Origin of the sequence: Nocardia mikamii NBRC 108933 (assembly GCF_001613505.1) — a bacterium.
Classification (GTDB): Bacteria; Actinomycetota; Actinomycetes; order Mycobacteriales; family Mycobacteriaceae; genus Nocardia; species Nocardia mikamii.
Map to the genome: position 1 here is coordinate 38,519 of NZ_BDCM01000002.1, position 25,423 is coordinate 63,941.

Below are 25,423 nucleotides of genomic sequence, written 5' to 3' on the forward strand. Positions count from 1 at the left end.
CGATGAGTGAAACTCGACCGGTTCAGGAGCACCGCTACGACGTGGTCATCGTCGGTGCCGGCGGCGCGGGGATGCGTGCGGCGATCGAGGCCGGCCCCCGGGCCCGCACTGCCGTGCTGACCAAGCTGTACCCGACCCGCAGCCACACCGGCGCGGCCCAGGGCGGTATGTGCGCCGCGCTGGCCAACGTCGAAGAAGACAACTGGGAATGGCACACCTTCGACACCGTCAAGGGTGGTGACTACCTGGTCGACCAGGACGCCGCGGAGATCATGGCCAAGGAGGCCATCGACGCGGTGCTGGACCTGGAGAAGATGGGCCTGCCGTTCAACCGGACGCCCGAGGGCAAGATCGACCAGCGTCGCTTCGGCGGTCACACCCGCGACCACGGCAAGGCGCCCGTGCGCCGCGCCTGCTACGCCGCCGACCGCACCGGCCACATGATCCTGCAGACGCTCTACCAGAACTGCGTCAAGCACGACGTGGAGTTCTACAACGAGTTCTACGTGCTCGACCTGGTGATGAGCGAGACCGAGCGCGGTTCGGTCGCCACCGGTGTGGTCGCCTACGAGCTGGCCACCGGTGAGATCCACGTCTTCCACGCCAAGGCGATCATCTTCGCCACCGGCGGTTCGGGCCGGATGTACAAGACCACCTCCAACGCGCACACGCTGACCGGTGACGGTATGGCGATCGTGTTCCGCAAGGGGCTGCCGCTGGAGGACATGGAGTTCCACCAGTTCCATCCGACGGGCCTGGCCGGTCTGGGCATCCTGATCTCCGAGGCCGTCCGCGGTGAGGGCGGCATCCTGCGCAACGCCTCCGGTGAGCGCTTCATGGAGCGCTACGCCCCCACCATCAAGGACCTCGCGCCCCGCGACATCGTGGCCCGGTCGATGGTCAAGGAGGTCCTCGAGGGTCGCGGCGGCGGCCCGAACAAGGACTACGTCTTCATCGACGTCACTCACCTCGGCGAGGACGTGCTCGAGGAGAAGCTGCCCGACATCACCGAGTTCTCCCGCACCTACCTGGGTGTGGACCCGGTGAAGGAGCCGGTGCCGGTCATGCCGACCTGTCACTACGTGATGGGCGGTATCCCGACCCGTATCCGCGGTGAGGTGCTGCGCAACAACACCGACGTGGTCCCCGGCCTGTACGCCGCCGGTGAGTGCGCCTGCGTGTCGGTGCACGGCTCGAACCGCCTGGGCACCAACTCGCTGCTGGACATCAACGTGTTCGGCCGCCGCTCGGGTATCGCCGCCGCCGAGTACGCCGCCCGCACCGAATTCGTCGAGCTGCCGGAGAACCCGGCGCAGATGGTGCAGGACTGGCTGGCGCTGCTGCTGAGCGACCACGGCAACGAGCGGGTCGCCGACATCCGGACCGACCTGCAGGTCACCATGGACGCCAACGCCGCGGTGTTCCGCACCGAGGAGACCCTCAAGACGGCGCTGACCGACATCCACGCGCTCAAGGAGCGCTACCAGCACATCACGGTGCAGGACAAGGGCAAGCGCTACAACAGCGACCTGCTCGAGGCCGTCGAACTCGGCTTCCTGCTGGAGCTGGCCGAGGTCACGGTCGTGGGCGCGCTCAACCGCAAGGAATCGCGCGGCGGCCACGCCCGCGAGGACTACCCCGACCGCGACGACGTCAACTTCATGCGCCACACCATGGCGTACAAGCAGGTCGAGCCCGGTAAGCCGGCGGAGCTGATCGCCGACATCCAGCTCGACTTCAAGCCGGTCGTGCAGACCCGTTACGAGCCGATGGAGCGTAAGTACTGATGACTGCTGTAGCCGAAGCCCCGGCCGGGCAGAAGCCGGCCCCCGTGCCCGACGGGTCGACCATGGTGACGGTCAAGGTCGCCCGGTTCAACCCGGAGGACGACAAGGGCGCGCACTGGGATTCGTTCCAGGTGCCGGTCCTGCCGACCGACCGCTTCCTGAACGTGCTCATCTACATCAAGTCCTACCTGGACGGCACGCTCACCTTCCGGCGCTCCTGCGCGCACGGTGTCTGTGGTTCCGACGCCATGCGCATCAACGGTGTGAACCGGCTGGCGTGCAAGGTGCTGATGCGCGACATGCTGCCCAAGAACGGCAAGGAGCTCACCGTCACCGTCGAACCGATCCGCGGCCTGCCCGTGGAGAAGGACCTCGTGGTGAACATGGAGCCGTTCTTCGACGCGTTCCGCGCGGTGAAGCCGTACCTGATCACCTCGGGTAACGCGCCGACCCGCGAGCGCATCCAGTCCCAGACCGACCGGCACCGCTTCGATGACACCACCAAGTGCATCCTGTGCGCCTGCTGCACCACCTCCTGCCCCGTGTATTGGAGCGACGGCAGCTACTTCGGCCCGGCCGCGATCGTGAACGCCCACCGCTTCATCTTCGACAGCCGCGACGAGGGCGCCCGCGAGCGTCTCGACATCCTCAACGACGTCGAGGGCGTCTGGCGCTGCCGCACCACCTTCAACTGCACCGACGCCTGCCCCCGCGGCATCGAGGTCACCAAGGCCATCCAGGAGGTCAAGCGCGCCCTCCTGTTCGCCCGGCCGTGAGGTAGCAGCCGAAGCGCAGCATCCGTAAACGACAGGCCGCCCGCATCTTTCGATGCGGGCGGCCTGTCGTTTCGGCAGACGTTCGAGTCGCACACACGCGGCATTCGCCCAGGCGATGACTCGAACAGAGGTCCCTGATCGCAGAAGGCTGAGTTACACATGCGGGTGGAGGGAGCTCCAAGTAGGCAAATTGCTCAGTTTGCTACGGGTTTGTTGTCGGATCGGGGTGCGGGTGCTTGCCTGGAGGCATGTTCACCGAAGCTCAGTTGTATTCGCCGGTTACCACCGGTAGCGACGGCGATGTCACGGTGCATTTGAGTGCCGAGCATCCGGGTGTGCACGATCCGGAGTATCGGGCGCGGCGCAATGCGATCGCCGCGCTGGCGCTGGCGTATCGGGAGGGCGAGGCGCTGCCGCGCATCGACTACACCGAGGAGGAACAGCAGGTGTGGCGCATCGTGTCGGCGGAGTTGACGCGCAAGCACCGGACGTACGCGTCGGCGGAGGTGCTCGACGGCGCCGGGCGGCTGGGCCTGCCCACCGATCACATTCCGCAGTTGGACGAGGTGACCGCGAAATTGGTGCCGCTCACCGGTTTTCGCTATGTGCCAGCGGCGGGATTGGTGCCGTTGCGGGAATTCTTCGGCTCGTTCGCCGATCGAATTTTCCACTCCACCCAGTACATTCGCCACCATTCCGCGCCGCTGTACACGCCGGAGCCCGATTCGATTCACGAAATCATCGGGCACGCCAATCAATTGGCGTCGCCCCGGTTCGCCGCGATCTATGCCGAGGTGGGCGCCGCGGTGGCGCGGCTGGAGACCGAGGCGGCGCTGAAATTCCTGGCCGACGTGTTCTGGTTCTCCATGGAATTCGGCGTGGTGCGCGAACAGGGTGAAGTACGTTGCTACGGTGCGGGTTTGCTGTCCTCGTTCGGTGAGATCGAGGAGTTCCGTCACGCCCGGCTGCGTCCGCTGAACATTCACGACATGGGCACCGCGACCTACGACATCACGCACTACCAGCCGATTCTGTATTGCGCGGAGTCGATTTCCGAGATCGAGGACGTGATCGGCGGCTTCTTCGCCACCATGACCGACGACAGCGCGGCCGCCGAACTGGCCGCGTCCTGATCGGGGCCCGGCCGGTCGGTGACACGGCTGAGATTCGGGCGTGCCCCACGGCCGGTGACCGTCAGTCGGCCGAGTCCACTGAGTCCGTGGTCGACGGCGGTTCCAGCGGCATGCCCGCCGCGATGAATTCCGCGATCCGGTCCACCTTCTCCAGATCGAGCCCGTCCCGGCCGAACGCGGTCATCATCGCGCCGATCATCGCCCCGGAAAACGTGCGGACCTCGAAGTCGTCGGGTTCGCGCCCGATCCTGCGAGCGAGCAATCCGGCGATCAGGTCCACGTTGCGCTCGGTCTCCTGCATGATCACGCTGCGCAGTTCGGGCTCGTTGTAGATCAGCTTCATCCGGTCCTGCTCGAACTGCCAGTCCTGCGGATCCAAGTTCTCGAACGTATCGCGCATCGCCTGGCGGAACGCGGCCAGCGGCGCGAGTTCCAGCGGCTGGGACTCGATGGCGTCGATCATGATCGGATCGACGTCGTCGGCCAGCACCACCTGCTCTTTGGACGGGAAATAGCGGAAGAACGTGCTCGGCGAGATATCGGCGGCCTCGGCGATCTGCTCGATCGTGGTCGCCGAATACCCTTGTCGCTGAAACAGTTTCATCGCCTCCGCGCGGATGGTGCGGCGGGTGCGCTGCTTCTTGCGTTCACGCAGGCCCATCCGGGGCGATGTGGTCGTCCCGGAATGGGCCCGCGCGGGTGCCTTCGACTCAGCCGACATGCACCGATTCTCCCGCATCCGCGCCGGTGTGGGGGTCCGGCTCCCCGCTTCGGATCCGGATCGCGGCGAGCAGCGCCGCCACCGCGCAGACTCCGGCACACAGCCACAGCATCGCGCCCATCCCGGAGACGAAAGCCGACTGCACGTGATCGAGCATGTCACCGTTGCCGGTGGCCCGCGCCACCGCGACGCCCGCGTTCACGCCGTCCGATATCGGCTCGTGGTTATAGACCCCCAGGTCGGAGCGGTATTGCGTGGCGAGGACGGTACCCAGTACCGCGACGCCGATGGTGCCACCGGCCTGGCGCAGCGCCTGCAGCAGGGCCGAACCCGAGCCGGCGCGCTCGGCGCCGAGCTGTCCCATCGCCATCCCCATCGCGGCGGGCATGACCAGGCCCATCGCGAAGCCCAGGATCGTGGTCCAGGCGGCGGTGTAGCCGTAGCCGCTGCTCACCTGGGTCATGGCGCCAATGGCGAGGCCGCCGCCGAGGATCAGGAAGCCGCCGCTGAGCACGATCCGCGCTCCGAGTTTCGGCAGCAGTTTGTCGACCGCGCGCGTGCCGACCACCAGCCCACCGATCAGCGGCAGCAACCGCAGGCCGCTACCGAGCGAATCGACGCCGAGCACCGCCTGGAAGTACTGCGGGACCGTGAAGAACATGCCGAACATCGCGAAGTTGACGAAGACGGAATACGCTGTGCCCCAACGGAAGCCACGGTTGGTGAACAGCGCGATATCGACCAGCGGATGCGCGATCCGCCGCTGCCACCACACGAAGCCGGCCAGCAGCGCGGCGCCGGCGACCACGGCGGCCCAGGCCGTACCGTCACCCCACCCGTGGTCGCCGAAGCGGATGAAGCCGTAGGTGAATCCCAGCATGCCCGCGGCCGAGAGCAGCACACCGGGCAGATCGATGCGGAAGGCCGAATCGCTGCGGGTTTCGGGGACCAGGAGCGCGACCGCGATCACTCCGACCACGACCAGGGGAACGTTGATCAAGAACACCGATCCCCACCAGAAGTGGTTCAGCAGCCAGCCACCCACGATCGGGCCGAGCGGCAGGCCCAGTGCGGTGGAGCTGACCCAGATCGTCAGCGCGCGCTGGCGTTCGGCCTGATCCGGGAACAGGCCGGGCAGCACCGACATCGACAGCGGCATCATCGCGGCCGCCGCGATACCCAATACCGCCCGGGCGGCGATCAACATCCCCGCCGAGGTCGCCAGGGCGCACCACAGCGATGCCCCGCCGAAGACGACCAGCGCCACCAGTAGGAACTTCTTCCGTCCGTAGCGGTCGCCGAGCGCACCCGCCGGCAGCATCACGGCGGCGAGCGCGAGGGTGTAGGCGGTGGTGAACCATTGCAGCGCAGCGGTATTCGCGTGCAGGTCGATGGCCATGGTGGGCAGCGCGACGACCAGCACCGTGGTGTCGAGGCCGATGGTGAGCATCGCGAGCGCGAGCGCGCCGAGGGCGAGCCAGCGCGCCCGGCCGGCCCCCTGCGCATCGGCCCCCTGCGCATCGACCCCCGTCGCGCCGGCCTCGGATGCGCCGCCGTCCACCGCGGACGGCCGGGCAGTGGCCATCGGGCTTGCGACCGATTGCTCTCGCGCCGCGGCCGCGATCCCGGCCTGCGCGGGCGATTCCGATGAACTCCGCAAGTTCATGACATGTCCATTCAGTTGGCTGTGTCTATATTTTGATAGTAACTCCCATTTCATGGTCTCTGTCAATACTCGACCGCCCCGGGTGTTCGCGGCGCCATCGCGCAACGCCGCATAAGCTGCATGTCGATGAACACCCGCATGTCCCGCTACGTCCGCCTCCGCCGATCCCGCTCGCTGGCGGCCGCTGTTCTGACTGCCGGGCTGCTGGGTGCCACCACGGTCACCGGGCTCGGCGTGGCAGACGCGGCCCCCGCGCCGCCGCCATCCACGCCGTTCACGACGCCGAATACGGATTCCTGCCCGAACAAGACGGCCCCGCCGCCGCCGATCGACACCTCGGAGGTTCCGGCACCCGGCAGTACGACGCCGTCGCCGCTGCCGGTGCCGTCGGATCCGATCGGCGGCGACAAACTCGGGCGCTGCGGAGTGGTGGTTCCGTCGGGAGCACCACCGGTCCCCGCCGACATCTCGGCGACCGCGTGGCTGGTGGCCGACCTCGACACCGGCAAGGTGCTGGCCGCCAAGGATCCGCACGGCCGCTACCGGCCCGCGTCGACGATCAAGACGCTGCTGGCCGCCGTCGCGCTCCCCGCACTGGACCCGAACCGGGTCGTGATCGGCACGCAGGACGATGCGAATGCCGACGGCACCCGCGTCGGCATCGGCCCCGGCGGCCGCTACACCAACGACCAGCTGTTCCACGCGCTGCTGATGTGTTCCGGCAACGACGCCGCCCACGCCATCGCCACCCAGCTGGGCGGCGACGAAGCCACCGTCGCGAAGATGAACGCGATGGCGAAACAGTTGCAGGCCATGGACACTCGGGCCGCCACCCCCTCCGGCCTGGACGGCCCCGGGATGAGCACCTCGGCCTACGACCTGGCGACGATCTTCCGCCACGACATGCAGAACCCCACTTTCGCCTCGATCATCCGCACCGAGCAGTACGACTTCCCGGGCTATCCCCCGAACCCCGCGATCCCCGACGACAAGGACCATCCCGGCTTCCCCATCGCCAACGACAACCATCTGCTCTACGACTACGACGGTGACCTGGGCGGCAAAACCGGCTACACCGACGACGCCCGGCAGACCTTCGTGACCGCCGCCCAACGGGGCGGCCACCGCCTCGTCGTCACCCTGCTCAAGGCCGACGTCCTGCCCATCCGCCCACCGGAGCAGGCCGCCCGCCTCCTGGACTACGCCTTCGCCCTCCCCGCCGGCGCGAACATCGGCTCCCTCCCCGACCGCAACACCGGCGAGAACTCGAACACCAACGTCGCCCTGGCCTCCCCACCCGCCCACGACACCCCGACCGCCGCCGCGCCGACGACACCCCACGGCAACTCGAACCTGCGGACGATCGGCATCATCGGCGCGTTGGGATTGGCGATCGCGCTCGGGCTGTTCGGCTGGTCACGCATGGGACGGTCGCGGCGGTAGCCGGTCCGGGGCGTCGGCGCTACCGCCTATGTGGGCGGGTAGCGACGCAGCCACTCTTCGTTGGTGAGCACGTCACGAAGTTCGGTGGCGAGATCGTGGGCGAGGGTGTCCAGAGTGGGGGCAGAGCTGATCGAGTCGAGGAAGGCACGGGGGATCGCTTGGATTCCGTATTCGGCGCCGATCAGCATTCCTGCTGTCGCAGCGACATCGGTGCGATGCGTGGCGTAATTCAATGCCAACAGCAGCGCTTCACGCACGTAATCGCTGGCCATGGCACAGTAGAGCGCGATGCCGAGTACCTCGGCACCATCCACACCGCCATCAGGGAAGCACCGGCGTAGAGTGCCCAACTCGCTCGGAGGCCGCTCGTCTTGCACCAAAATGAGCGCACGATTGACCATCACACGGGTCTTTTTGCTGTCGGGCCTGCGCACCAACTCATCGAAGCCCGCGGATAGGCAGTCCATGAACGGACGATCGCGAATCTGCTGATGCAGGATGACGGCCAAAGCGCCTGCCGCCAGGCAGTCATCAGGATGAGGATGAGTCAGCGCGGCGATAGCAACCGCTAGGTCGAACGTCTCCGAAAGATCCTCCGACCATACCGCAGCCAGAGCAGCGCGGATCAGAGCGTCGCCACCACGTGCGGCACCACGAGGATCGCCGGGCACCAGCCGAATTCCGGTGGCGGCGAAGTGACGTAGCGTATCCACGACGACCGGATCGGGTTTGCGATCCCGGGTCAGCTCCGAATCTTCCACGACAATACCGTCAGGGCGACCACGCTCAGTCGCCTCGCGCGCGTAAATACCACCGTTCATGCGCCACGAATTGACTTGCTCCGGATCAGTCATTGCGCTCAGCATGTAATGCAGCCATCGCTGAAATCCGTGCTGGACGGCCGAAACAGGTTCGACCAGATTACCGACCCGCCGCCCCCCGAGCGCACGGAGAAGGCCTTCGGCGGCGTGTGCCATCAACTGGGTAACCCATGTAGGGGCGAGCACCTCACCAGGCACGTACTCGACGAGTTCAGGTCCCTCTGTGCCACCTGGACGCCAGGAGTGAGTCGTCAACCCGCCCACAGTGCATGAAGCCGCAAATGCGTCGCCAACTGCGGCCCCCGCCACAGCGCCGCGCAAGCGTTCGGCCCCGGTAGGCATCCACAGCTTTTGCGGGCTAGCCCTCAGGTAGCCGCCGATCTCGTCCGAGCGATCACCGTATTCAATCTCGGCTTTCAGCGACGCCTCGACATCGACGTAATGCTGGTTGTAGTCACTGTCTTCTACCGTCCGGCTCTCCGGCCGAAACCGGACGTTATCTCGCCACCGTTTCGACCAGTCACTGTGCCAATATTCGAGCTTGACATCCCGCCGAAATTTTTCCGTCTTTCCCCAACCCTTGGGAGCGATTCGAGGGTCCCTCACCCGCTATTCCTCCTGCATCTTCTTGACACCGTGCCAGGAAATCCTGACGCCCGGCTCCATAAATACTCGCTTCCCTGGCCACGACAGCTCCCGCGACTCCCCGGGCAGAAGGCCTTCCGGCCTTCCGAGCTTCGCAATTTCTGCCGGACGGGGGAAATCGACCGAACCGACTTGGAAACGCCGGGCAATTCCCTCGGATGTCCGCAGCAGGCTGCTGAGTTCTCGAATCTTTCGATCTCTGGAGCTATCAGGAACAGAGGCTTGCTCGCGCTCCAATTGCGCAAGATCGGCGTGCATTCTTCGAATTTCCCGATTCAAACGAGGAAGAATGTCGTTAACCGCCGCCTGCTGGTTCGCGAACTCGAAACCCTGCCTCGCCCAAGCGTAACTTCCCACATCGATATTGGCACGCAACATCACCTCGTCCACCCCGGACTGTCGATACCACGCGAACATCGCGTTGTTCAATTCATTCGCACAGCCCTGACCACGAACATCATTATCGAGCCGGAACATCGTGTGGTCCGCCACTATCCGACCCTCCATGTTGTAATAGGTTCGGTTGGCATATCCGACCTGGTTCCCACCAGCGTCGTATATTTTCGTGCCTACGTGCATCACGTGTGAACCGCCACTGACGCTCTCGACGCTGACGCGCAGCCCGCCATATTCACCGTCGATCGCTCGCCGCAACAGCGGCAGCACCCGCGTCTCGTCGACCGTCGAACCGTCCGGCGGAATCAGATCGCCGAGGCTCGGCTTGGGTTCCGTCGGAGGAGTGACATCATCCGTCGCCCTCGACGGTTCCGAATCCTGTTGGTCGCGGTCAGACGTCTGCTCACTTGACTCGTTTTCAGGTCGGTCGTTCTCGGACCTGTCTGCTGGCGAGAATTCGTTCCGCTCGCCTAATACTGAGTGGTCCCCCGACTGGGCCAGATCCCGTCCGTGCGTTGCCGATGCTCGATCCACGCCGCCGCCATCATGTTCACTGTTCCGGGCGGTTGGTACATCCGGGTGTCCTTGTCGATCACCAGCAGGTAGTCCGCGCTCGGCCGTGGATCGGTTGTCGATTCGGGTCGGATCAGGTACTCGACTGTGGTCGGGTTGTCCCGAATGAGGCTGACGTGCAGGCGGGTTCGCGGCGGGTAGATCTGGCCGCCGGGCATCCGGGTGCCTTCTCGAATCGCCGCCGTGTACATCTGGGCCACGGTCTCGACCGGCAGGCTCGGGAGTTCGGTGATCACTCCGGTCCGGGCGTCGAGCACCATTTTCGACAGGCCGATATGCCGGCCCTGGCTGATCTCCTCCTCGGACAGGATCGGGTAGATCACCCACCCCAGGCCGAACGGGAACATCCGGTACTCCCGGCTCGTGCCCAGCGCTTCGGCCAGGTACCGTTCCGCTTCCTCTGGGGTGTGAATCAGTCTGGGGGACATGCGGCCTCGCATCCTGAGTGAGTGGAATGGCGTGCAGGCTGGCCGCGTCCGCGACCAGATGTGGGAATGGGCGGTCGGATGCCTGGCCGGTCACCGGATCCCACCACACCGGGCCTTCGGCGTCCCGCGGATAGACCACGAGGACACCGTGGCCCGCCTCGATAACAGGGCTGCCGTCCGCGTGGTACTGCGGCAGCCCGGTCCGAGGATCGCGGGCGTGGAATCCGACCGCTACCGCTGCCGAGGAGCCCGGCCCGAGCGAATCGATGAGGTCGTGCAACTCACCGAAACCGTTCGCGGCATCGCGATGTCCGAACGACTGCCAGTCCGCGCCGAGCCAGTCGCCGATGCGATCGATCACTCCCCGTTCAGGGCTGCAGTGGTCGATACTCCCGTCGGGAAGCCGGTCCAGGTGGCGCGGATGCGAGATCTGCGGGTCACCGTAGAACGACGACAACCCGGCCATGATGTTGTCGCCGCAGGAGTTCCGGCGGCCGGGGACTTCGGGGCCACCATCGTTGATCAGTCTGCCGGCCTCATGTGTGCGCGGATCGAACCAGGTCGCGTAACGGTCGCCCTCACGTAGCGCATTGCGCACATACTCCTGATAGGAGGGATTCTCCAAGGGAGCCAATTTGCCAGGACCGACCTCGCGCGTATCGGGCAAGCCGCGTAGGGGCGCAGCGGTGTTCGTTTCGGCGATTCGATCACTCAGGCGCTGAATATCGTAGGCGTCCAGCGCTACTCGCCCGTCGTGATCGGCTGGGAGTCCGAGGTGTTCGCGCAAACGTCCGGCCAGCGCCTGCGGCGACGAGCCGGTCGGCCAGATCCCGCGTTCCGGACTACCGCTGTGATCTACGGCCGCGTGCAGATCGGCGCGAGCCGGGTCGGCGACGAACTCGATGTGCAGGCCCGGTCGATCGCCCCATGGCAGACGCTGATGCGGACCCGTGATCTGCGCCGCCGCAGTCCAGGCAGCTTGCGCTACATCACGCATATGCTGGTTCGATACACCGGGGCCTTGGTCGAGATGAACGCGGATGACCAGGTTCGAAACCGGTCGTCCCGACTCGTCAACCGAGCGGCGCACGGTGAACGGGCGTTCGTGGTCACGCGATCGGTCGGGTCTTCCTCCCGGCTGCTCTCGTTTCGGGACGTGCGGTTCGACACGGCGGGGCGTATCTGGAAGTGGTTGTGACTCATGGCGACTGCCCGGCCTATCCGGAGCCGACGGCCACCTCGGTGGCATTTGGTTGTTGCCCGCATGCTCCGAACGCGGCGCGTTCGGGTCCGGCGCGTGCCGAGAAGAGTCCCGACGCACCTGCTGCTGCGGCGCGTCTCGAGGGAGACCGGCGTCCCGGGCGGAACGCGAGGGCTCCTCATGGAAAGCCGGATCCCATGAGCTGCCCGGCCGCTGCGCGCCGTTCCGGTCGGCGGCCCCTGACCTACGACGTGGGAAGAGTCCCGCAATGTCCGGTGGCCGGTCACCACCCCGGCCGGGTCGCGCCGGCTCCTCCCGGTCGCTCAGGCTTGAATCCCGCCCCCGCCCGGCCAGTTCGGGTCGTTCGCCTTCCGCGCCAGAATGCGTCCGGCTACTTTCATCACCAGCGGGTCGTTCGTTCCGTCCGCCGCTATGACGGCCGGGCCGGTCTTCTCGATCACCAGCTCGCGGTTCAGTTCCGTCTCGCTGCTCCCGAACCGGTAGGTCACCTCGTGCTCGGTTTCCGCCGTCTTCCGGTATATCGCGTACAAGGCCATCGACACCCGCCTGGTCTCGGTCGTCCTCGCCATCCCTCAGGACGCGATTACTCCGTTCCGGGGCCACTGCTTCTCGCGTTTCGCCCGAAGCATGATCTGGCCCGCGGCCGACCGGAAGATCACGTCCTCCGGTTGGTCCGTGTGGGGGGTGTTGTTCGCCTTGTCGATCGTCAGGGTGCGATCCAGGGCTTCTCTCGTCTCCCCGAACCGGTACTCCACCTCGTGCGGGTCGTCCCTGATTTGGTTGTAGTAGATCAGCAGTGCCATCGTGTGGTCCCCAGAAGGTGTCGTACCGTTCGCCCGAGCGTCCCGCGGCGACTTCGGCCCAGTTGTGATCGATATTGGCATGTGCGTGAGCGTCCTGATACAGGGCGCCCGGATGGTCACGGTAGTAGTTCGACTCCGCCAGCTCATGTTCCAGCAGCACCAGGTCCGCCGGATCGGGCCGGCCGGATCTCACCCTGATCCACGCCTCCGCGATATCCGGGTCCGCATCGTAACGCCGATGAACGATTTCACCGTCGTAGTCCCGAATCGGATGTTCCTCGCGGAATAGGTGATTCTTGATCTGCTGAATGTGCTCTGCCGAAAAGTGACTACCGTCCTCGCGTGGATGATCGGCCAGGGCCCTGACCATGTGGTGAATATCGCTATCATCACCGCGGAAGCGTTCATACGCGTCATCAGCCCACTCGAATGCCGCGAAATCATCGCGCGGCCGGATCACACCGCCGGAATAGGCATCTGGGGAGACGTCGGGAATACCGTCGCGCGTCGGGTGGTCGATCGAGTTCGCGTCCCGCGGATCCACAGGGCGCTCGGCGCCGGGGGTGTGAGGTGGGGTCGCAACTCCAACCGGAACCGGTTGCGGTTGCTGCGCGCTATCGCTCGGAGTGCCAAGCGAATCCGCTCGATCGGATGAGCCGTTCGGCTGGTGGTCTTGCCGGTTCGATACATCCTGTCGCGGAACATCTCCGGGTGCGTGATCGCCGCGCCGAGAATCCGGGTGCGCGCCGCCAGACTCCGGGGAACGAGCAGCCACTTCCCTACCCGGATCATGCGGGGCCGGGGCGTCGGTTCGTTGAGTGGAATCAGAAGTGCGCTGCAATTCTCCGGGATTCCGCGGGCTCGACGGATGAGCTGGGCGGGCCGGCGGGTGAGGACTTTCCGGACGCGCCGGTGTGCCCGACGGCCGCTCCGAGGCAACCGGCGGACGATGCGACGCGTCGGGAACAGCTCGGATGGCGGCATCCGGTCGAGCGGGCGTATCGGTATGGCCCGGCCGAGCGGGCGTGGCCTCCGGGCGAGGTGTGGCGGCTGCTGTCGGCGGCTCGGTAGTCCGGTGCCCGGGCGCATCGGCGATCGGCGATCGCGAAGATTCCGGAACCCGCTGCGGTGCAACACGATCCGTAGCGGGAGTTTGCGCATCCGGTCGCGCTGCGACATCCGGCGCCGGGCGCGTCGCAGGCATCGGCCGATCCCCTAGCGGTCCAGCGTTGGGAGCCTGCGGTTGCGATGGCGGGGCGGAACGATCGGGTGGCGGCGGCGCCTGTGCCGGCGCCGGCTGATTCGTCGATCCCGGCTCCGGAGTCGGCTGTGGCCCGGTGTGCGACCGCATTTCGGTCGGAGGTTTGGAATCACCGGACTGGCTCGCGCCATTCGAGTCAGGTTGGGCCGCAACAGATGTCTGATGCCCTGCAGCTACTGTGGCCGCGCGATCCGTGCCGGCTGCTGGAGTGGTTTCCGCTGCTACGGTACCCGGATCCTGATGGGTACTCGACGGATATGTGACGTCGGCGGCGAAGGGAGTACTCGCATCCGAAGGTGGCAGGGATGGCTCGGCAGGCGGCGCGTGATCCGAGCTTCCGGCGGCGGGCCTGTCCGGCGGCGACTCCGGGTGCGGACCCGCCGCAGGATCACCATGCCCGGGCACGTTGTGCTCGCCGGGCTTTCTGGCCAGACCGCCTCCGGCGCCCTCCAACAAAGTGCCGGGATCGATCGAATGATCAGGATTGGTGGCCAGCTGAGCGGCGGCGTTACCGACAACGTTGCCCGGGAGCTCGGCAACGTTCTGATCGACGTACCGTCCGGCGAACGACGCCAATTTCCCAGGGTCACCGTCTCTGGCAAGTGCGGCCGCAACCCCGTCATCGAGTTTGCCGGACAGCAGTCCGCTCGCCGGCGCGGCGACCCCACCCGCGATCGCACCCGATGCCGCGGCAGTGCCCAGCGAACCCCAGTCGAATCCGTCCTCCCGGTGTCCTTCCATGAGCTCGATCGCTTGGGCGGCGGCATCCGTGCCCGCACCGAAAGCCGTACCGACGACCGCGCCCACAGCTACCTTGACCGCCACGCCTGCCATGCGCTCACCGAGAAAGACGGCCCCTTTGGCGGCTATCTTGCCGATCAGCTCCTGAACCGCCTTCTGGATGGCGATCTTCGCCCCCACCACAGCTCCGGCCTCGGCGACCTGACCAACCCCCGGAACAAAGGTCCACAGCAGACTTGCCAACATCGCCATCGCAGATATGTAGATGGTCAGTTTGGCGTGCTCGGTATCGGTAGCCCCGTGTTCGAGTTGCTTTGCGAAGCTCTCGCAGTCGTCGATCAGTTTCTGCAGGTCACTGCCGTCGCCACCGGCGATGTCCTGCCAATAACTCGACATGGCGTCATGTGCTTTGCCGTCGATCGCCGACAGCGCTTCGGCCATCGACTGGCCGGCCGGGTGCTGCAGCTTCTTCAACGCCTCGGCCATGTCGGACCAATGCTGGGCGGCACGCCGCATGGCGTCCTCGTCGCCCTCCGGCCAGTGCCCCAGAATGAAGTCCGACAAATAGGGAATCTGGGGCGGCTTCCACAACGTCACGCGACTGCTCCCCCGCTATACCTTGCGAATCCCGTCGGCGCTGGCCTGATCCTGATTCTGAACGATCGCGGCAGTACCGGTGATTTTGTCGCCGGTCGCCTTCAACGCCCCCGCCAACTTCGCCAAGCTGTCCAGGGTCTGGTTGACGCTCCCGGCGCCTTCCTGCGGATAGTTCTTCTCGAACTCTTTACCCGGCCTGTCCCCACCCCAGCAACGTCCCTCCGCGGCCAGCCCGGTCCGCAACTTCTCCAGGGCCGTTTCGACCTCCTCCCCCAGAGCCTCGAACTGAGGCGATATTGCCCGCAACCGCTCCGGGTCAGCAAAAAAGTCGACCACACCCACACTCCCTCATCGCCCTGCGCCGTCCTTCACTTCGACGTGGCAGCCCCGGCACCGGTTCCACGAATCTTCCAGCACACCAATGGGTTACTGCGTTCTCGTTCGAGACTCCGACAACCGTTCGCGCACTTCACGCATGCTGGGCACGCCCGGCATGACCTCATCGATGTCCGCCATTCCGTCGATCACCGATTGGACGGGCTCGAGGATCTTCGCCCGAGCTCGAGCGGCCGCCTCGACACCACCGCGAATGGCCGCGTTCAGGTCTTCGGTCAACTGCCGCGGTGTACTGCGCCGGAAAGCGTCCTCGGCAATCGTGATGTCGGTGACGATGCCGGACCCGTCGACCGTCACCCGTGCAAGGTCGTTCGGCGACGTCGCCCGCACCCGCAACGCGGCGAGCTTTCCTTGGATCTCCTCCAGTTCGCCTATCTCACGCTCGAAATCGTCCTGCATCGAGTTCAGGGTCGATCGCAACCCGTCATTGGCCGACCGAATCTGTTGACGCTCCCACTCATCCACCACACCGCTCCTTCCCCGCGACGCAACCGAGCCACCGCACATCTCTGCGCAGCCGACGATCACTCGGTGCCGGAATCGCGCCCATGACGATCGAGCCACTGACGCCACAGGTCGAGGAGATCGGTTCCGGGAATTGTCATCATCGAATCGTTCGCAACCGTGCGCCGGAAGACTGCGCCGAAAACGCTACCGCAGCCAGGATTCCGGCGGACCGTAGCCCTCGGCCCGGGCTTCGTCCTCGTCGGTCCAATCCGATGGCATGACGACCACCTCCCGTCCGGCACTCTGCGTCTTGTGCCGTTCGGCCGCTCGCATCCGCGCGCGCTCAGCCTCCTCGGACAGCAGACGGTCACGCTCGATCCGTTCGTCTGTTGCCGCCTCCCCCGGAGTTTCCGCGCGCTCCTGCTCATCCCGCAGACTTTCCCGCAACTTCGCGACCAGTTCCGCCCCACCTGTCGTAGTCTGCGCATCCACCTCCAGGAACCGTTCCTGGACGCCACGCGAGCCGGCTCGATAGTCGGCGACGATTCGGTCGAATTCCGCGGCGTAATCAGTCATTTCGCATCACCGGTGTCGATTTCGATCTTCACGCCGGCAGTGGATGGACGCGTCGCTGCCGGTGCAGGCGAGTCAACAGTCGTGGTGACCTGGCTAGGGCTCGTCGGCGCTGACGACCCGCCGTCCAACGGACCCGCTGTGGCCAATTCGGGACCCGCAGTGGTGGATTGTGACGAGTTCCCATCCAGGGGACCGACCGTCGCCAGTTCGGGGCCCGGACCAGCGGGCCCGGCAGGCCCGTCGGGTATCTGCCCGTCACCGCCAGGAACCGTCGTCCACAACGGCTTCGGAGGAACGATTCCGCTCGGCGGACGCTCGGAGTCCGGTGTGGACTTCCCTCCACCTGCGGGCGCGTGGGGCAGGCCACTCATCGGCATACCGGGTGCGGCAGGGGCGTTCGTTCCCGCGCCGGACCCCGCGCTCGAGTTCTCAGCTCGGGGCTCGACTGCATGTCCGGGCACCGAGCCCGGCGTAGCGGTTCCCGAGGGCGCCGGTGTCAACGACTGCGCCGAAGATCCCGCCGCGGAAGCACCCGCGGGACCGGGGCCAGGACCAGACGACCGCGCACCTCCCGGATTCGAACCCTTCTCGCCGGAAGGTCCGGTCGCGGCGGGATCTGCCGACTCGCCCGGGCCGGGCTTCAAGAACGGCACCCCGTCCTTGATCCCCATCGAGTACTCCTGCGACTTCCCGTCAGGGCCAGAAACTTTCGCGGTAATCGTGCCGTTCGGCGCTTGAGTAACCGTGAGAGTCCCGCCCAACGCACCGACGTTGATCAACTCCTTCGAACCGGGAGAACCCTTGACGTCGGTCATCTGAGAACCGACGCCCGATAACTGCGTTCCGAGGCTCGACAAGTTGCCACCCAGCGCGCCGAGACCCTGTTGAGCGACATTTTGAATCTGGCTGAGACCTTGCTGCAACGTCTGCGTGAGTCCCTGCTGGACGGTCTGACTTGCCTGGCTCGCCAAGCCGGACAGGATTTGCGCCGGATTGAACTGTGCGGCACTGGGATTGGCGGAGGAGGGAACTGTCGGGGCCACGGCCGAAGGAGCTGTCGGCACCGTCGATGTCGGCGTCGTCGGTGCAGCCGGTCCGGTAGCCGTCGGCCCAGGACCTGTGTTGGTCGGCTGATTCGGATTTTGCCCGCCGGGCGGTTTCGGGAACGGAGTCGTGTCGTGACTGTCGAGAAGGTCCATCACCGGCTTGTACGCTTGGCGAATGTAGTAGTCAGCGAGCGCGCATTGATGCACCAAGGCGGTAAACGCTTCACGCACTGCGTATGCGAAGTGATCCTTCAGCCAGTTCTGACAGGCAGTGCGGATCTTGTAGTTATCGTCGCCATTTTTGCCTGCGCCCACTCCCTCGATGTGGAATTGGGCGATCGCCACTTCGTTCTGCTTACCGTGCAGGTAGCCCCATGTCGTACTCTCAGCTGCCACAGTGATTATCGTGCTTACGGGATCTTCAGCTCCGTCCAACCGCATCGCATGGCCCGCAACTGGACACTGGGGACTGTCGAAAGAGCGAACAAAGTTCGCTTTGTGCATCACAATCTCGCGCAGGACCTCCGGCAGGCCCTCCAGGGCAGAAGCTACAGCCTCCAAGTACTGGGCTTGTTGATCAGCATGTGCGTGAAACCCTGCGAGATGATCCTGTGCCGCGTCGCCACCTCGGCCTTCCCATACCTCCGGCACAGCACCCGCGATGCCGGCGAGATCAGCTGCGATGTCTGCGGCCTTCGAGTGCTCGCCACTACCGTGCGCGGCCGCTTGTATCGCACTTGCCAAGCTCTGCAAGCCGGGAAGGTTCATATGACGTTGTTGGTCATACCATCTCCCTTGGAGCTCGAGCATCGAATTATCCGGATCCTCCTCTGTGTTGATTTCCCAGGCGCCGATGGATTCACCGCCGATAACAAGCGGGGGGATAATAATCCGGTTGAAGCCCTCGTACCTCAGCACATCCCATACTCGGTGATATCGGATCAAGGCGAGCCGAAACCATCCGAGCCCGAAGGCTCCGTTGTCCAGCAGCGCGTTGACGTCGCCGGCAACGACCGGAGGTTTGTCCGTCCAAATCTTTTGCGGGTCGAAAACGTTGGTGCCGTCATCGGATAGGAAACGTGCGAGTGTTTTTTTCGCGTCTTCACCCGCGCCCTGATACTGCTGCGCATATTCTTGTGCCCCCACCATCAGGATGTGAGACCCCCCGTCGAGCCGTCGATCTGCGTACCGCTCCCCTGGTCGGTGGCCACCGTCAGATCCACAACTTGCCGCAACGCCCCTGCAGTCGCCTCCGATGCGTCGGACCAGGACTGCAACATATTGACAAGTCCCTCGACTCCGGCCGCAATCTTCTTCCCCTCAGGCCCATAGTCCTGACCGGTATGCGACGGATCGAAGCCAACGTTCGCGATGTTCGTCGCGTGCGCCTTGGTCGCATCGACCGCCGGATCCAATGTCTGCGCCATACCCAGCACAGATTCGGGAACGAAACGCATGACCCCCTCCTGGTCTTCGAATTCAACGCATCGAAGCGGCCCGCATCAGTCGAGCAGCCGCCGCTCGATCATCGCAGATCGAGCGGTGCCGTGGCCAGGTAGACGGTTCGAGCAAGTGCGAAGGCAGCCCATGAGACCGAGCCGACGCGCGCAAACGTCCCTGCTCTGCCCCGGTCGCTCGCCTGACATGGTGGCCTGATGAGCCGCCCGACGCCTACTCATCCCCGTATCCTCGTCATCGATCCCGCGCCGAGCGGGTTGGCAATGGCTGAACTCGAAGGCTTGACTCAACTCGGTCTCGTCCCGACGGTCAACCTACATCGAGTTGCGGATCGCACTGCTCGTTCCGAGATCGAACACCGTTGGGACTGTATCGATTTCGATGCCTTCATGTCGGACGAGATCGTGGCAGCCTTCGATCGTGGCGGCGGATACGACGCGCTGAAATGTCGCGCCGGTATCCCTCTGAGCCGCAACGTCTCCGAGCAGATGACAACCGGCCGGCACGAACAACCACTGCGGCTGGTCGCCAAGGCCGCTTCTGGTCTGGACAGTTTCGATCTCGACGCTGCCCACGACTTGGGAGTCACAGTCCTGTCGACCCCGGGCGCGAACGCCGGCGCCGTTGCCGAGTTGACGATCGGGCTCATGCTCGACGCCCTCCGCGGAATCATCAAGCGGGATACCGCCCTCCGGGCCGGAGACTGGGACACGGCGATCGACGGTATTCCCGTTCGGAGTCTGTCGGATTCGCGGGTCGGCCTCGTCGGCAATGGAGCGATCGCGCAGGCAGTGGCGGAACGTCTCCAGCCGTTCGGGGCGGAGGTGTGGGTCCACGGGTCGCCGCGCTTCACTGCCGAAGCGGCGGCACAATGGCCTGCATTCCGCGCCGAGAGTCTCCGCGCCCTTTTGACCAGCTGCGACATCATCTCGGTTCATGTGCCGGCCACCCCCGCGACCACAGGACTCATCGGCGCGCGAGAGCTGCGGTGGATGAAGCCTGGGTCGGTGCTGGTCAACACATCGCGGGAACTGGTGGTTCCGGAAGATGCCCTGAACGCGGCATTGCGCGACCCGGACTGCGGCCTCAGCCACGTCGCCGTGGACGTATTCGCCGCGGAGGGAGAGTCTTTCAGCTCGCCGCTGGCTTCGCAGCCACACACCACACTGAGTCCCCATGTGGGCGGGATGACGTCAGGGGCGATGAAGGCCAGTTCGGGCCGGTTACTGACCGAGCTCGCTCGTTTCTACGCGAACGCCGCCATGCCAGCCCCCGCCTTCGGCACGTCGGAAGGCACCGCCTGACTGACATCAAGGTATGAAAGTGATCAGTGATCGAGGTCACCGCGGGTTGCGGCTGCGGTGAAGGAGGACCATTCAGCGCCGGTGAAGGTCAATGCGGGGCCGGTAGAGTCTTTCGAATCACGAACGCCCACAACGTCATTCGGAAGAAACGCAACCTCGACGCAGTTCTCGGAGGCGCCACTATGAATGCTCTTGAACCAACGCGCAGTCGATAAGTCATCCATTACGATACGTACTCCTTCGCCATCTGCCGGAGTAGGGAACGGCTGGCGACAGCGTCCAACACACTCCGTCGGAGATCTCCGTAGGCCCTATGGTAGCGCTGAACAGTGGCCGGTCTCGCAAGATACAAACCCCCTGTGAAACATTCGGTATAGACCACCGGCGGTTCATCCGGGCAGCCGACCCCGTCCGTACCGAATTCCAAGATGACGAAAGGCCCGATGGGCTCCCCCAGCGGAAGCCCTGCAGAGAACGGCAAGATGTGGACGTCGACGTTCGGCAGAGTGCTGACGTCGGCTAGATGCTTCAGCTGGGCGGCCATCGCCTTCGGACCACCAACCACACAGCGCAGCACCGATTCTCGCAGAATCACCTCGAGAGTCACAGGCCGGTGCTTTCGAGTGATTCGCGTCTGCCGCCGCATCCTCAACTGGACTCTCCGCGCGTGCTCGTCCGCAGTGTCGGTCGGATAGCCGGTGTGAAACAGCACGCTCGCATACGCCGGTGTCTGCAGCAGTCCGGGAACGAGTTCTGGCTCGTAAGTGATCAGCCGCTTCGCGGACGCCTCTAGACCGACATAGAAGTCGAAGTTCGGGGCAACAAATCACCGTACTCGCACCACCAACTCAACTCGTTGCCTTGCGCAGCAAGGGCTTTCATTGCAGCGGTGTGGTCGCCGTCGAATCCGTACACCTTGCACAGAGCATCGATGTCCACCTCACGCAGATGCGCCACCATCCCCCGCTCGATCCGCTGCAACGTACTCGCACTGCGCTGAATCAGCGCAGCCGCCTGATGCAGCGTCAACCCGCACTCCTCACGCCCGTTGCGCAGATACCGCCCCAGCTGCCGCCTCGGCAACGTGGAACCACACTCCGACATGCCTGCCTCCCTTCAGGTTCGCTTCGACCGTGGCAGCACATCACCACGCAATCCCCCACTGCCCCACCCTGGCGGAATCTCATTCGATCCCCGCATAACCCCAGCAAGGATTGCATCTTTCGCGGAGCCCGCACAGCAGATCGAGCAGTCGAGGGAACCGTGAGCGCCCACCGAGCGTCCAGTAAGGTGAGCGGGACGCACGACGGGAGGGACGCCGATGGACGTGGGGCAGTCAACCGCTAACGCGCTGTGGCAGCAGGCGGTCGACGGAACATTCAAGATGGAGCCGGGGGCTGCACATAAATGCGCGAAGGTATTCGAGCGATTCGCGGAATCGCTGGACGAGCAGGTCCAGGATTCGTACCTGATCCATGCTCTCAGCGGGTTCGGGAATTTTACCTCCGCATCTGATCTGCAGAGCGGATTCGCGAAAAAGGGCGAGAGTCTCACCGAAGCACTTCTCGGAATACAGGAAGCAGCGCTGCAAATGGCTGCAGCTTACCTCCGAGCCGGTAACGACCTACAGGGAGCCGATGACATGAATCGCCGGGCCATCAATACATCGTCAGGCATTGCGAAATGAACGTTCGGATCTGGCTCACCGTAGGCTGCGCAGTAATCATGCTGGCCACTTCATCCGCTTGTTCTTCCAATGGTGATGGAGTCTCCAAATCCGCCACTTCCGCCCCGGGGTCGATTTCCGAACTAGCCAATATGCCTCCCGCTCCCACACTGACAGCACCGAGTTTGCAGCCTCCGAAGCAAGACGGTGCCACGGATAGTGGTCGGCCGGCGGTTACATTCGATCCGTGCACGTGGATCCAAGACGAAACTGTTACTGCGGCCGGTTTCAATCCGAGGTCGCGTAAACGCGCGAACGACTCGGTAACCGAGTACACTGCGTTTACCTGCAGGTTTACTTCGGATGTCCGCAGTATGGACGTCGATTCGACAAATATCTCATTCGCGGAGGACCAGCAGAAGAACGGCTCGTGGCTGCATCCCATTGCACCCGTGAACGGGCGCGAGGCAACGTCCGGTCAGGACCAGAGCATCCCCGGATCCTGCGAAACGCATCTGCGCACGAAGGCGGGGTCGGTATTCATCCGAATGCTATTGACCCTGCGCGGTCGCGGCGAGGCCGCCGATCCGTGTGCCGATATGGCGAATATCGCCTCGGCAATCGAATCCTCGATCGGTAAGGGTAACTGATCATGGGCGGCAACAGCCAGCCCGACCCGGGCACATCCATTCTTGGTCCCTTTCTCGGGCCAATGCTGCAGGAATACGAGAATCGCAAGTCGGCCGACCAAGCTCAGCATGGTGCGCACCAAGTTGAGCAGGGCGTTCACCACCAAAGTACCGACCCCTCTTACATTAAAGATCTGGAGCCCTGGGAGGCACTCGAACATCAAGATATTTATGACAAGGTCGTAAGCATAAAGCCGGACGCGATGCACGAACACGCCAAAAAGTGGTTCAATATCGCCTCCGCGCTCGGTGGCGCTCTGTTCGGCTTGAACATATCGATCCAAAAGGAGCTGTCCGACAGCTTTCATGGCCAGTTCGCCGGCGCCGCTGCGGACGCCGCCAGAAAGTTCGTTCAGCAGGCCACCGATGTCCAAGAGGTCATCACGACGGTCAGCGCACGGATCACCGCCGCGGCCTATGGCGCGGAGGCAGCCAAATTGGCTGTGCCGCCTCCAGATACGACGTCGTCCCCTGCGATCAATCTGGCAGATGTACTGACGAGCGCACTCGGCGCCGCGCCGCCGGCTCCGACGATCGACAAGGGCAAGGCCGATGCCGAGCTTCGTCAGCAGGCGATAGACGCCATGCACAACAACTACGACCCCACGTACCGGCCCGCGGGCGACGGCGTCCCCACCTTCGTCCCGGTCGATAATCCTGGTGGTGATGGCACGAACAGCCCGAACAGCGGACTGTCGAACAGCGGCAATGGGATAAACAATTCGGGGAATCCGGGTGGCCCCAATTCCCAGGGGGACGAGCACAAACCGGATGATACGACCGACAAGTCCGATCCGGACGCTTCACAACAGACCGACCCAGCCAGTGCATCCCGGTCCGGGCAGAGCTCCAATCCGCCCGGTAGCCAGAACGCATCGAACCCTGCTACGTCGGCTCTCCCCGGCAGCGATACCCGGCCGTCGGGGTTTGATTCCACCAACGCTGCGGGATACGGCGGAGGTGGACCGGGGTCCGGGGTCGGCTCCTATGGCACGCATGGCGGTTCGAGCGGCGCCCAGTCGGGCGGTCCGGGCCGAAGCATCCCCGGAGTGCCTGGCGGTGCAAATCCCGTCGCCGCGAGCACTTTTGGTGCTCGCCCTGGACAGCCCGGACTCGGCGGCATGCCCGGCATGGGCGGCGCCGGCAAGAAGGACGAGTCCGAGCGGGAGCACAAGACTCCCGACTACCTGATCATGGATCGAGAAGAGGAACTACTGGGCCGTCGCGAACGAACTCTGCCGGAGGCCATCGGCGCCGACGCCCCCGCAGCGCAGTTTCGCCCCGATGACGAGGGGCGTCAGCGGTGAAATGGGAGTTCACACCTGACGAATTCATGCACGTCTGGAAAGAGACGGGCAAGGATAGATACCCGTATCCGATTCAGCTGCGTTCGTCGGCACAATGGCAGAGCGAGTACGAGCAGATGAGCTGGGAGCTGCGGACCAGGATGCCGAAGGGCTTCGACCCAGACCTGTCTGCCGCCTTACGAGTCGTCACGAATCCCGCGATCTCGTTGTTACTCACGGGAACTCGTAAGCGACCTGTCAGAATCTACGCCGCAGTCGACACCACAGTGGGCGTGACGCTGGTCCAAAGGCCCGGCCCCGTAGCGGATTACGGCGGCAACGTGGTGATCGAGGCGGGCAGTGCCTCCATTGTGTCGAAGGTGTTCGGCGCTGTTCTCGGCAACCTCCCGGCCGGGAAGCAACCCGCCTTGATCGAGAGTTTCGACCGCATCCGCACCGATCTCGACTCCTGGACGGGCACGAGGGAAACCACCACCGACCGGATGAAAAAGCTGCTCAAAGCGCCGCGTGCGGGCTCGGGGCATATCGAGGTCCGGTGCGGGCTGCAACACCCCAGGCCCTATCCCCCGCAATATCTCAGCTGGTTCGATGTCGAGGGCGACGGGCGCTACACCTATCGCCAGCAGTACAACGATTTTCGCATCGACCCTGCCGCGACCGACAGCATCTGTCACGACATCACACGCATGATGCAGATACAGCAGGAGTATTCGCCCGTCGATTGATCGCTGAGCTGCATACCTGCCGTTGCCGACGCAGAACTGATAGCTGAAGAGCGCAGTTGACTGCGGCGTCGCCCGATGGCGACGCCGCGACGCGCTCACACCAGTTCCGGCACCCGCAGATGCGCCAACGCCAGTTCGAACTCCCGTACATCGATCGCCTCGACACCCACCTGGCGGGCCGCGTCGACACGCAAAGCCGCGGACTGCTCGCGGTTGCGCTGCATGGCCTCGGCGCTGTCGAAGACGCCGCAGGAGACGGCACGGCCGGATGCGCGGTTGATCAGCAGGCTCGCGCTGCAGAATCCGTCGAGCTGTTCCATCCCCGGCAGGATGTAGTTGCGGTAGGCGTCGGTCGACATGTCGAGGCGGCTCGGATCGGTCTTGATCCAGGTGGCGCGGACGCATGCCCCGGGCATCGAGGGATGGTCCCGGTGCAGGACGGCGATTTCCCATTCCGCGACCTGCGCGGCGGTACCGCCGAAGACCGTCACGGCCCGGTCGCGCGCCGCCATGAAACCCGGCTCGCTCTCGTGCATGGCAGCCTCGGTTTCCCATCCGGTAGTGGAGATACAACGACCGAAGGTGCGATCGACGAGGAGAGACAATCCGGTACAGCCGGGGGTTTCCTTCAACACCGGCATGACGTCATCCCGCATATGCGCAATCCCGGCATCGATAGCGGAGGGTTGCGCCTGAATCGTGGTAGACCGTGCGAACACGACCCACCCCCTCTCTGCTCGGGGCAGCGCCCGGCGGCGCCACCGGTCCTGTTCAGACTCCTCCGTCGGGAGCACCG

Annotated in this window: 27 protein-coding genes and 2 pseudogenes; 11 read left to right on the top strand and 18 right to left on the bottom strand. The window is 64.8% G+C overall.

The window, feature by feature from the left end:
• Positions 1-2 precede the first annotated feature (2 nt).
• The 3 genes from sdhA to NMI01S_RS00740 all read left to right on the top strand — a co-directional run bounded on the left by sdhA (position 3) and on the right by NMI01S_RS00740 (position 3,696).
• Positions 3-1,787, top strand: coding sequence for a succinate dehydrogenase flavoprotein subunit (gene sdhA, locus NMI01S_RS00730; RefSeq protein ID WP_062994117.1), 1,785 nt, complete (start codon positions 3-5; stop codon positions 1,785-1,787).
• Positions 1,787-2,563, top strand: coding sequence for a succinate dehydrogenase iron-sulfur subunit (locus tag NMI01S_RS00735; protein ID WP_036498394.1), 777 nt, complete (start codon positions 1,787-1,789; stop codon positions 2,561-2,563). The genes sdhA and NMI01S_RS00735 overlap by 1 nt, the downstream gene beginning before the upstream one ends.
• A gap of 248 nt (positions 2,564-2,811) precedes the next feature.
• Positions 2,812-3,696, top strand: a complete 885-nt coding sequence (locus NMI01S_RS00740) for a phenylalanine 4-monooxygenase (protein ID WP_062994118.1) — start codon at positions 2,812-2,814, stop codon at positions 3,694-3,696.
• A gap of 61 nt (positions 3,697-3,757) precedes the next feature.
• Here the strand turns inward: NMI01S_RS00740 and NMI01S_RS00745 are convergent, their stop codons facing one another.
• Positions 3,758-4,357: an acyl-CoA-like ligand-binding transcription factor gene (locus tag NMI01S_RS00745; RefSeq protein WP_062994119.1), complete on the bottom strand. Its 600-nt coding sequence runs from the start codon at positions 4,355-4,357 to the stop codon at positions 3,758-3,760.
• A 49-nt stretch (positions 4,358-4,406) separates the two neighbouring features.
• Complete coding sequence (locus NMI01S_RS00750) at positions 4,407-5,867, bottom strand: MFS transporter (RefSeq protein WP_084512132.1); 1,461 nt, start codon at positions 5,865-5,867, stop codon at positions 4,407-4,409.
• A gap of 342 nt (positions 5,868-6,209) precedes the next feature.
• Here NMI01S_RS00750 and NMI01S_RS00755 point away from each other — a divergent pair, with 342 nt between their 5' ends.
• A complete protein-coding gene (locus tag NMI01S_RS00755; protein ID WP_062994246.1) occupies positions 6,210-7,526 on the top strand; it encodes a D-alanyl-D-alanine carboxypeptidase family protein in 1,317 nt (438 codons plus the stop codon).
• A 26-nt stretch (positions 7,527-7,552) separates the two neighbouring features.
• Here the strand turns inward: NMI01S_RS00755 and NMI01S_RS00760 are convergent, their stop codons facing one another.
• The 4 genes and pseudogenes from NMI01S_RS00760 to NMI01S_RS36340 form a co-directional block, all read right to left on the bottom strand.
• Entirely contained in the window at positions 7,553-8,953 is a 1,401-nt protein-coding gene (locus NMI01S_RS00760; RefSeq protein ID WP_084512088.1) for an ADP-ribosylglycohydrolase family protein, read from the bottom strand.
• Between the two features lie 3 nt (positions 8,954-8,956).
• Positions 8,957-9,922 carry a hypothetical protein gene (locus NMI01S_RS35700; RefSeq protein ID WP_245716643.1) on the bottom strand — a complete coding sequence of 322 codons (966 nt, stop codon included), beginning with the start codon at positions 9,920-9,922 and terminating at the stop codon, positions 8,957-8,959.
• Positions 9,859-10,389, bottom strand: coding sequence for an SUKH-4 family immunity protein (locus NMI01S_RS35705; RefSeq protein ID WP_245716644.1), 531 nt, complete (start codon positions 10,387-10,389; stop codon positions 9,859-9,861). Before NMI01S_RS35705 ends, NMI01S_RS35700 begins: the two co-directional genes overlap by 64 nt.
• A 145-nt stretch (positions 10,390-10,534) precedes the next feature.
• Positions 10,535-10,855 (bottom strand): annotated as a pseudogene (locus NMI01S_RS36340) (toxin glutamine deamidase domain-containing protein); the annotation flags it as partial.
• A 288-nt stretch (positions 10,856-11,143) separates the two neighbouring features.
• Here NMI01S_RS36340 and NMI01S_RS35715 point away from each other — a divergent pair.
• Positions 11,144-11,587, top strand: coding sequence for a hypothetical protein (locus NMI01S_RS35715; protein WP_062994124.1), 444 nt, complete (start codon positions 11,144-11,146; stop codon positions 11,585-11,587).
• Positions 11,588-11,913: 326 nt separating this feature from the next.
• Here the strand turns inward: NMI01S_RS35715 and NMI01S_RS35720 are convergent, their stop codons facing one another.
• Positions 11,914-12,147: a hypothetical protein gene (locus NMI01S_RS35720; RefSeq protein ID WP_062994125.1), complete on the bottom strand. Its 234-nt coding sequence runs from the start codon at positions 12,145-12,147 to the stop codon at positions 11,914-11,916.
• Between the two features lie 36 nt (positions 12,148-12,183).
• Positions 12,184-12,414, bottom strand: a complete 231-nt coding sequence (locus tag NMI01S_RS35725) for a hypothetical protein (protein WP_062994126.1) — start codon at positions 12,412-12,414, stop codon at positions 12,184-12,186.
• A 289-nt stretch (positions 12,415-12,703) separates the two neighbouring features.
• Between NMI01S_RS35725 and NMI01S_RS35730 the strand changes: the two genes are divergently transcribed.
• Positions 12,704-13,069: a hypothetical protein gene (locus NMI01S_RS35730; RefSeq protein ID WP_062994128.1), complete on the top strand. Its 366-nt coding sequence runs from the start codon at positions 12,704-12,706 to the stop codon at positions 13,067-13,069.
• A gap of 1,545 nt (positions 13,070-14,614) precedes the next feature.
• Here NMI01S_RS35730 and NMI01S_RS36630 read toward each other — a convergent pair.
• The 6 genes and pseudogenes from NMI01S_RS36630 to NMI01S_RS00825 form a co-directional block, all read right to left on the bottom strand.
• Positions 14,615-15,013: pseudogene (locus tag NMI01S_RS36630) on the bottom strand (WXG100-like domain-containing protein); the annotation flags it as partial.
• 15 nt (positions 15,014-15,028) lie between these two features.
• A complete protein-coding gene (locus tag NMI01S_RS00805; RefSeq protein WP_062994129.1) occupies positions 15,029-15,355 on the bottom strand; it encodes a WXG100 family type VII secretion target in 327 nt (108 codons plus the stop codon).
• An 84-nt stretch (positions 15,356-15,439) separates the two neighbouring features.
• The gene (locus tag NMI01S_RS00810) at positions 15,440-15,937 is read right to left on the bottom strand and encodes a YbaB/EbfC family nucleoid-associated protein (protein ID WP_084512091.1); all 498 of its coding nucleotides are present in this window, start codon (positions 15,935-15,937) and stop codon (positions 15,440-15,442) included.
• 123 nt (positions 15,938-16,060) lie between these two features.
• Positions 16,061-16,432: a hypothetical protein gene (locus tag NMI01S_RS00815; RefSeq protein ID WP_062994131.1), complete on the bottom strand. Its 372-nt coding sequence runs from the start codon at positions 16,430-16,432 to the stop codon at positions 16,061-16,063.
• On the bottom strand, positions 16,429-18,627 hold the full coding sequence (locus NMI01S_RS34640; RefSeq protein WP_157125991.1) for a hypothetical protein: 2,199 nt from the start codon (positions 18,625-18,627) through the stop codon (positions 16,429-16,431). Before NMI01S_RS34640 ends, NMI01S_RS00815 begins: the two co-directional genes overlap by 4 nt.
• A complete protein-coding gene (locus NMI01S_RS00825) occupies positions 18,627-18,935 on the bottom strand; it encodes a hypothetical protein (RefSeq protein ID WP_062994133.1) in 309 nt (102 codons plus the stop codon). The genes NMI01S_RS34640 and NMI01S_RS00825 overlap by 1 nt, the downstream gene beginning before the upstream one ends.
• Positions 18,936-19,133: 198 nt before the next feature.
• Between NMI01S_RS00825 and NMI01S_RS00830 the strand changes: the two genes are divergently transcribed.
• A complete protein-coding gene (locus NMI01S_RS00830) occupies positions 19,134-20,240 on the top strand; it encodes an NAD(P)-dependent oxidoreductase (RefSeq protein ID WP_084512095.1) in 1,107 nt (368 codons plus the stop codon).
• 23 nt (positions 20,241-20,263) lie between these two features.
• On the opposite strand, the gene NMI01S_RS33860 is transcribed toward NMI01S_RS00830, so the two are convergent.
• From NMI01S_RS33860 to NMI01S_RS36350, 3 genes are read right to left on the bottom strand one after another with little or no spacing between them, the layout of a single operon-like run.
• The gene (locus NMI01S_RS33860) at positions 20,264-20,464 is read right to left on the bottom strand and encodes a DUF397 domain-containing protein (protein ID WP_084512099.1); all 201 of its coding nucleotides are present in this window, start codon (positions 20,462-20,464) and stop codon (positions 20,264-20,266) included.
• Positions 20,464-21,012 (bottom strand): DUF5753 domain-containing protein, encoded by a 549-nt coding sequence (locus NMI01S_RS36345; protein ID WP_369689896.1) that lies wholly within the window; start codon positions 21,010-21,012, stop codon positions 20,464-20,466. The genes NMI01S_RS33860 and NMI01S_RS36345 overlap by 1 nt, the downstream gene beginning before the upstream one ends.
• 17 nt (positions 21,013-21,029) lie before the next feature.
• Positions 21,030-21,269: a helix-turn-helix domain-containing protein gene (locus NMI01S_RS36350; protein WP_369689892.1), complete on the bottom strand. Its 240-nt coding sequence runs from the start codon at positions 21,267-21,269 to the stop codon at positions 21,030-21,032.
• 292 nt (positions 21,270-21,561) lie between these two features.
• On the opposite strand from NMI01S_RS36350, the gene NMI01S_RS00840 reads away from it, so the two are divergent.
• From NMI01S_RS00840 to NMI01S_RS00855, 4 genes are read left to right on the top strand one after another with little or no spacing between them, the layout of a single operon-like run.
• Positions 21,562-21,927: a hypothetical protein gene (locus NMI01S_RS00840; RefSeq protein ID WP_062994135.1), complete on the top strand. Its 366-nt coding sequence runs from the start codon at positions 21,562-21,564 to the stop codon at positions 21,925-21,927.
• Between the two features lie 38 nt (positions 21,928-21,965).
• Positions 21,966-22,556, top strand: a complete 591-nt coding sequence (locus tag NMI01S_RS33865) for a DUF3558 domain-containing protein (protein WP_245716665.1) — start codon at positions 21,966-21,968, stop codon at positions 22,554-22,556.
• A gap of 2 nt (positions 22,557-22,558) precedes the next feature.
• Positions 22,559-23,902 (top strand): hypothetical protein, encoded by a 1,344-nt coding sequence (locus NMI01S_RS00850; protein ID WP_062994137.1) that lies wholly within the window; start codon positions 22,559-22,561, stop codon positions 23,900-23,902.
• Positions 23,899-24,627, top strand: a complete 729-nt coding sequence (locus NMI01S_RS00855; RefSeq protein WP_062994138.1) for an ESX secretion-associated protein EspG — start codon at positions 23,899-23,901, stop codon at positions 24,625-24,627. The genes NMI01S_RS00850 and NMI01S_RS00855 overlap by 4 nt, the downstream gene beginning before the upstream one ends.
• A 95-nt stretch (positions 24,628-24,722) precedes the next feature.
• On the opposite strand, the gene NMI01S_RS00860 is transcribed toward NMI01S_RS00855, so the two are convergent.
• Positions 24,723-25,346: an antibiotic biosynthesis monooxygenase gene (locus NMI01S_RS00860; protein WP_084512105.1), complete on the bottom strand. Its 624-nt coding sequence runs from the start codon at positions 25,344-25,346 to the stop codon at positions 24,723-24,725.
• Positions 25,347-25,423 lie beyond the last annotated feature (77 nt).

Bases quoted from the DNA above. Each gene is read 5' to 3' on its own strand.
- sdhA (WP_062994117.1), top strand. From the start codon at position 3: ATGAGTGAAACTCGACCGGTTCAGGAGCACCGCTACGACGTGGTCATC.
- NMI01S_RS00735 (WP_036498394.1), top strand. From the start codon at position 1,787: ATGACTGCTGTAGCCGAAGCCCCGGCCGGGCAGAAGCCGGCCCCCGTG.
- NMI01S_RS00740 (WP_062994118.1), top strand. From the start codon at position 2,812: ATGTTCACCGAAGCTCAGTTGTATTCGCCGGTTACCACCGGTAGCGAC.
- NMI01S_RS00745 (WP_062994119.1), bottom strand. From the start codon at position 4,357: ATGGGCCTGCGTGAACGCAAGAAGCAGCGCACCCGCCGCACCATCCGC.
- NMI01S_RS00750 (WP_084512132.1), bottom strand. From the start codon at position 5,867: ATGCTCACCATCGGCCTCGACACCACGGTGCTGGTCGTCGCGCTGCCC.
- NMI01S_RS00755 (WP_062994246.1), top strand. From the start codon at position 6,210: ATGAACACCCGCATGTCCCGCTACGTCCGCCTCCGCCGATCCCGCTCG.
- NMI01S_RS35705 (WP_245716644.1), bottom strand. From the start codon at position 10,389: ATGTCCCCCAGACTGATTCACACCCCAGAGGAAGCGGAACGGTACCTG.
- NMI01S_RS35720 (WP_062994125.1), bottom strand. From the start codon at position 12,147: ATGGCCTTGTACGCGATATACCGGAAGACGGCGGAAACCGAGCACGAG.
- NMI01S_RS35725 (WP_062994126.1), bottom strand. From the start codon at position 12,414: ATGGCACTGCTGATCTACTACAACCAAATCAGGGACGACCCGCACGAG.
- NMI01S_RS00815 (WP_062994131.1), bottom strand. From the start codon at position 16,432: ATGACTGATTACGCCGCGGAATTCGACCGAATCGTCGCCGACTATCGA.
- NMI01S_RS34640 (WP_157125991.1), bottom strand. From the start codon at position 18,627: ATGGTGGGGGCACAAGAATATGCGCAGCAGTATCAGGGCGCGGGTGAA.
- NMI01S_RS00825 (WP_062994133.1), bottom strand. From the start codon at position 18,935: ATGCGTTTCGTTCCCGAATCTGTGCTGGGTATGGCGCAGACATTGGAT.
- NMI01S_RS00830 (WP_084512095.1), top strand. From the start codon at position 19,134: ATGAGCCGCCCGACGCCTACTCATCCCCGTATCCTCGTCATCGATCCC.
- NMI01S_RS33860 (WP_084512099.1), bottom strand. From the start codon at position 20,464: ATGGATGACTTATCGACTGCGCGTTGGTTCAAGAGCATTCATAGTGGC.
- NMI01S_RS00840 (WP_062994135.1), top strand. From the start codon at position 21,562: ATGGACGTGGGGCAGTCAACCGCTAACGCGCTGTGGCAGCAGGCGGTC.
- NMI01S_RS33865 (WP_245716665.1), top strand. From the start codon at position 21,966: ATGCTGGCCACTTCATCCGCTTGTTCTTCCAATGGTGATGGAGTCTCC.
- NMI01S_RS00850 (WP_062994137.1), top strand. From the start codon at position 22,559: ATGGGCGGCAACAGCCAGCCCGACCCGGGCACATCCATTCTTGGTCCC.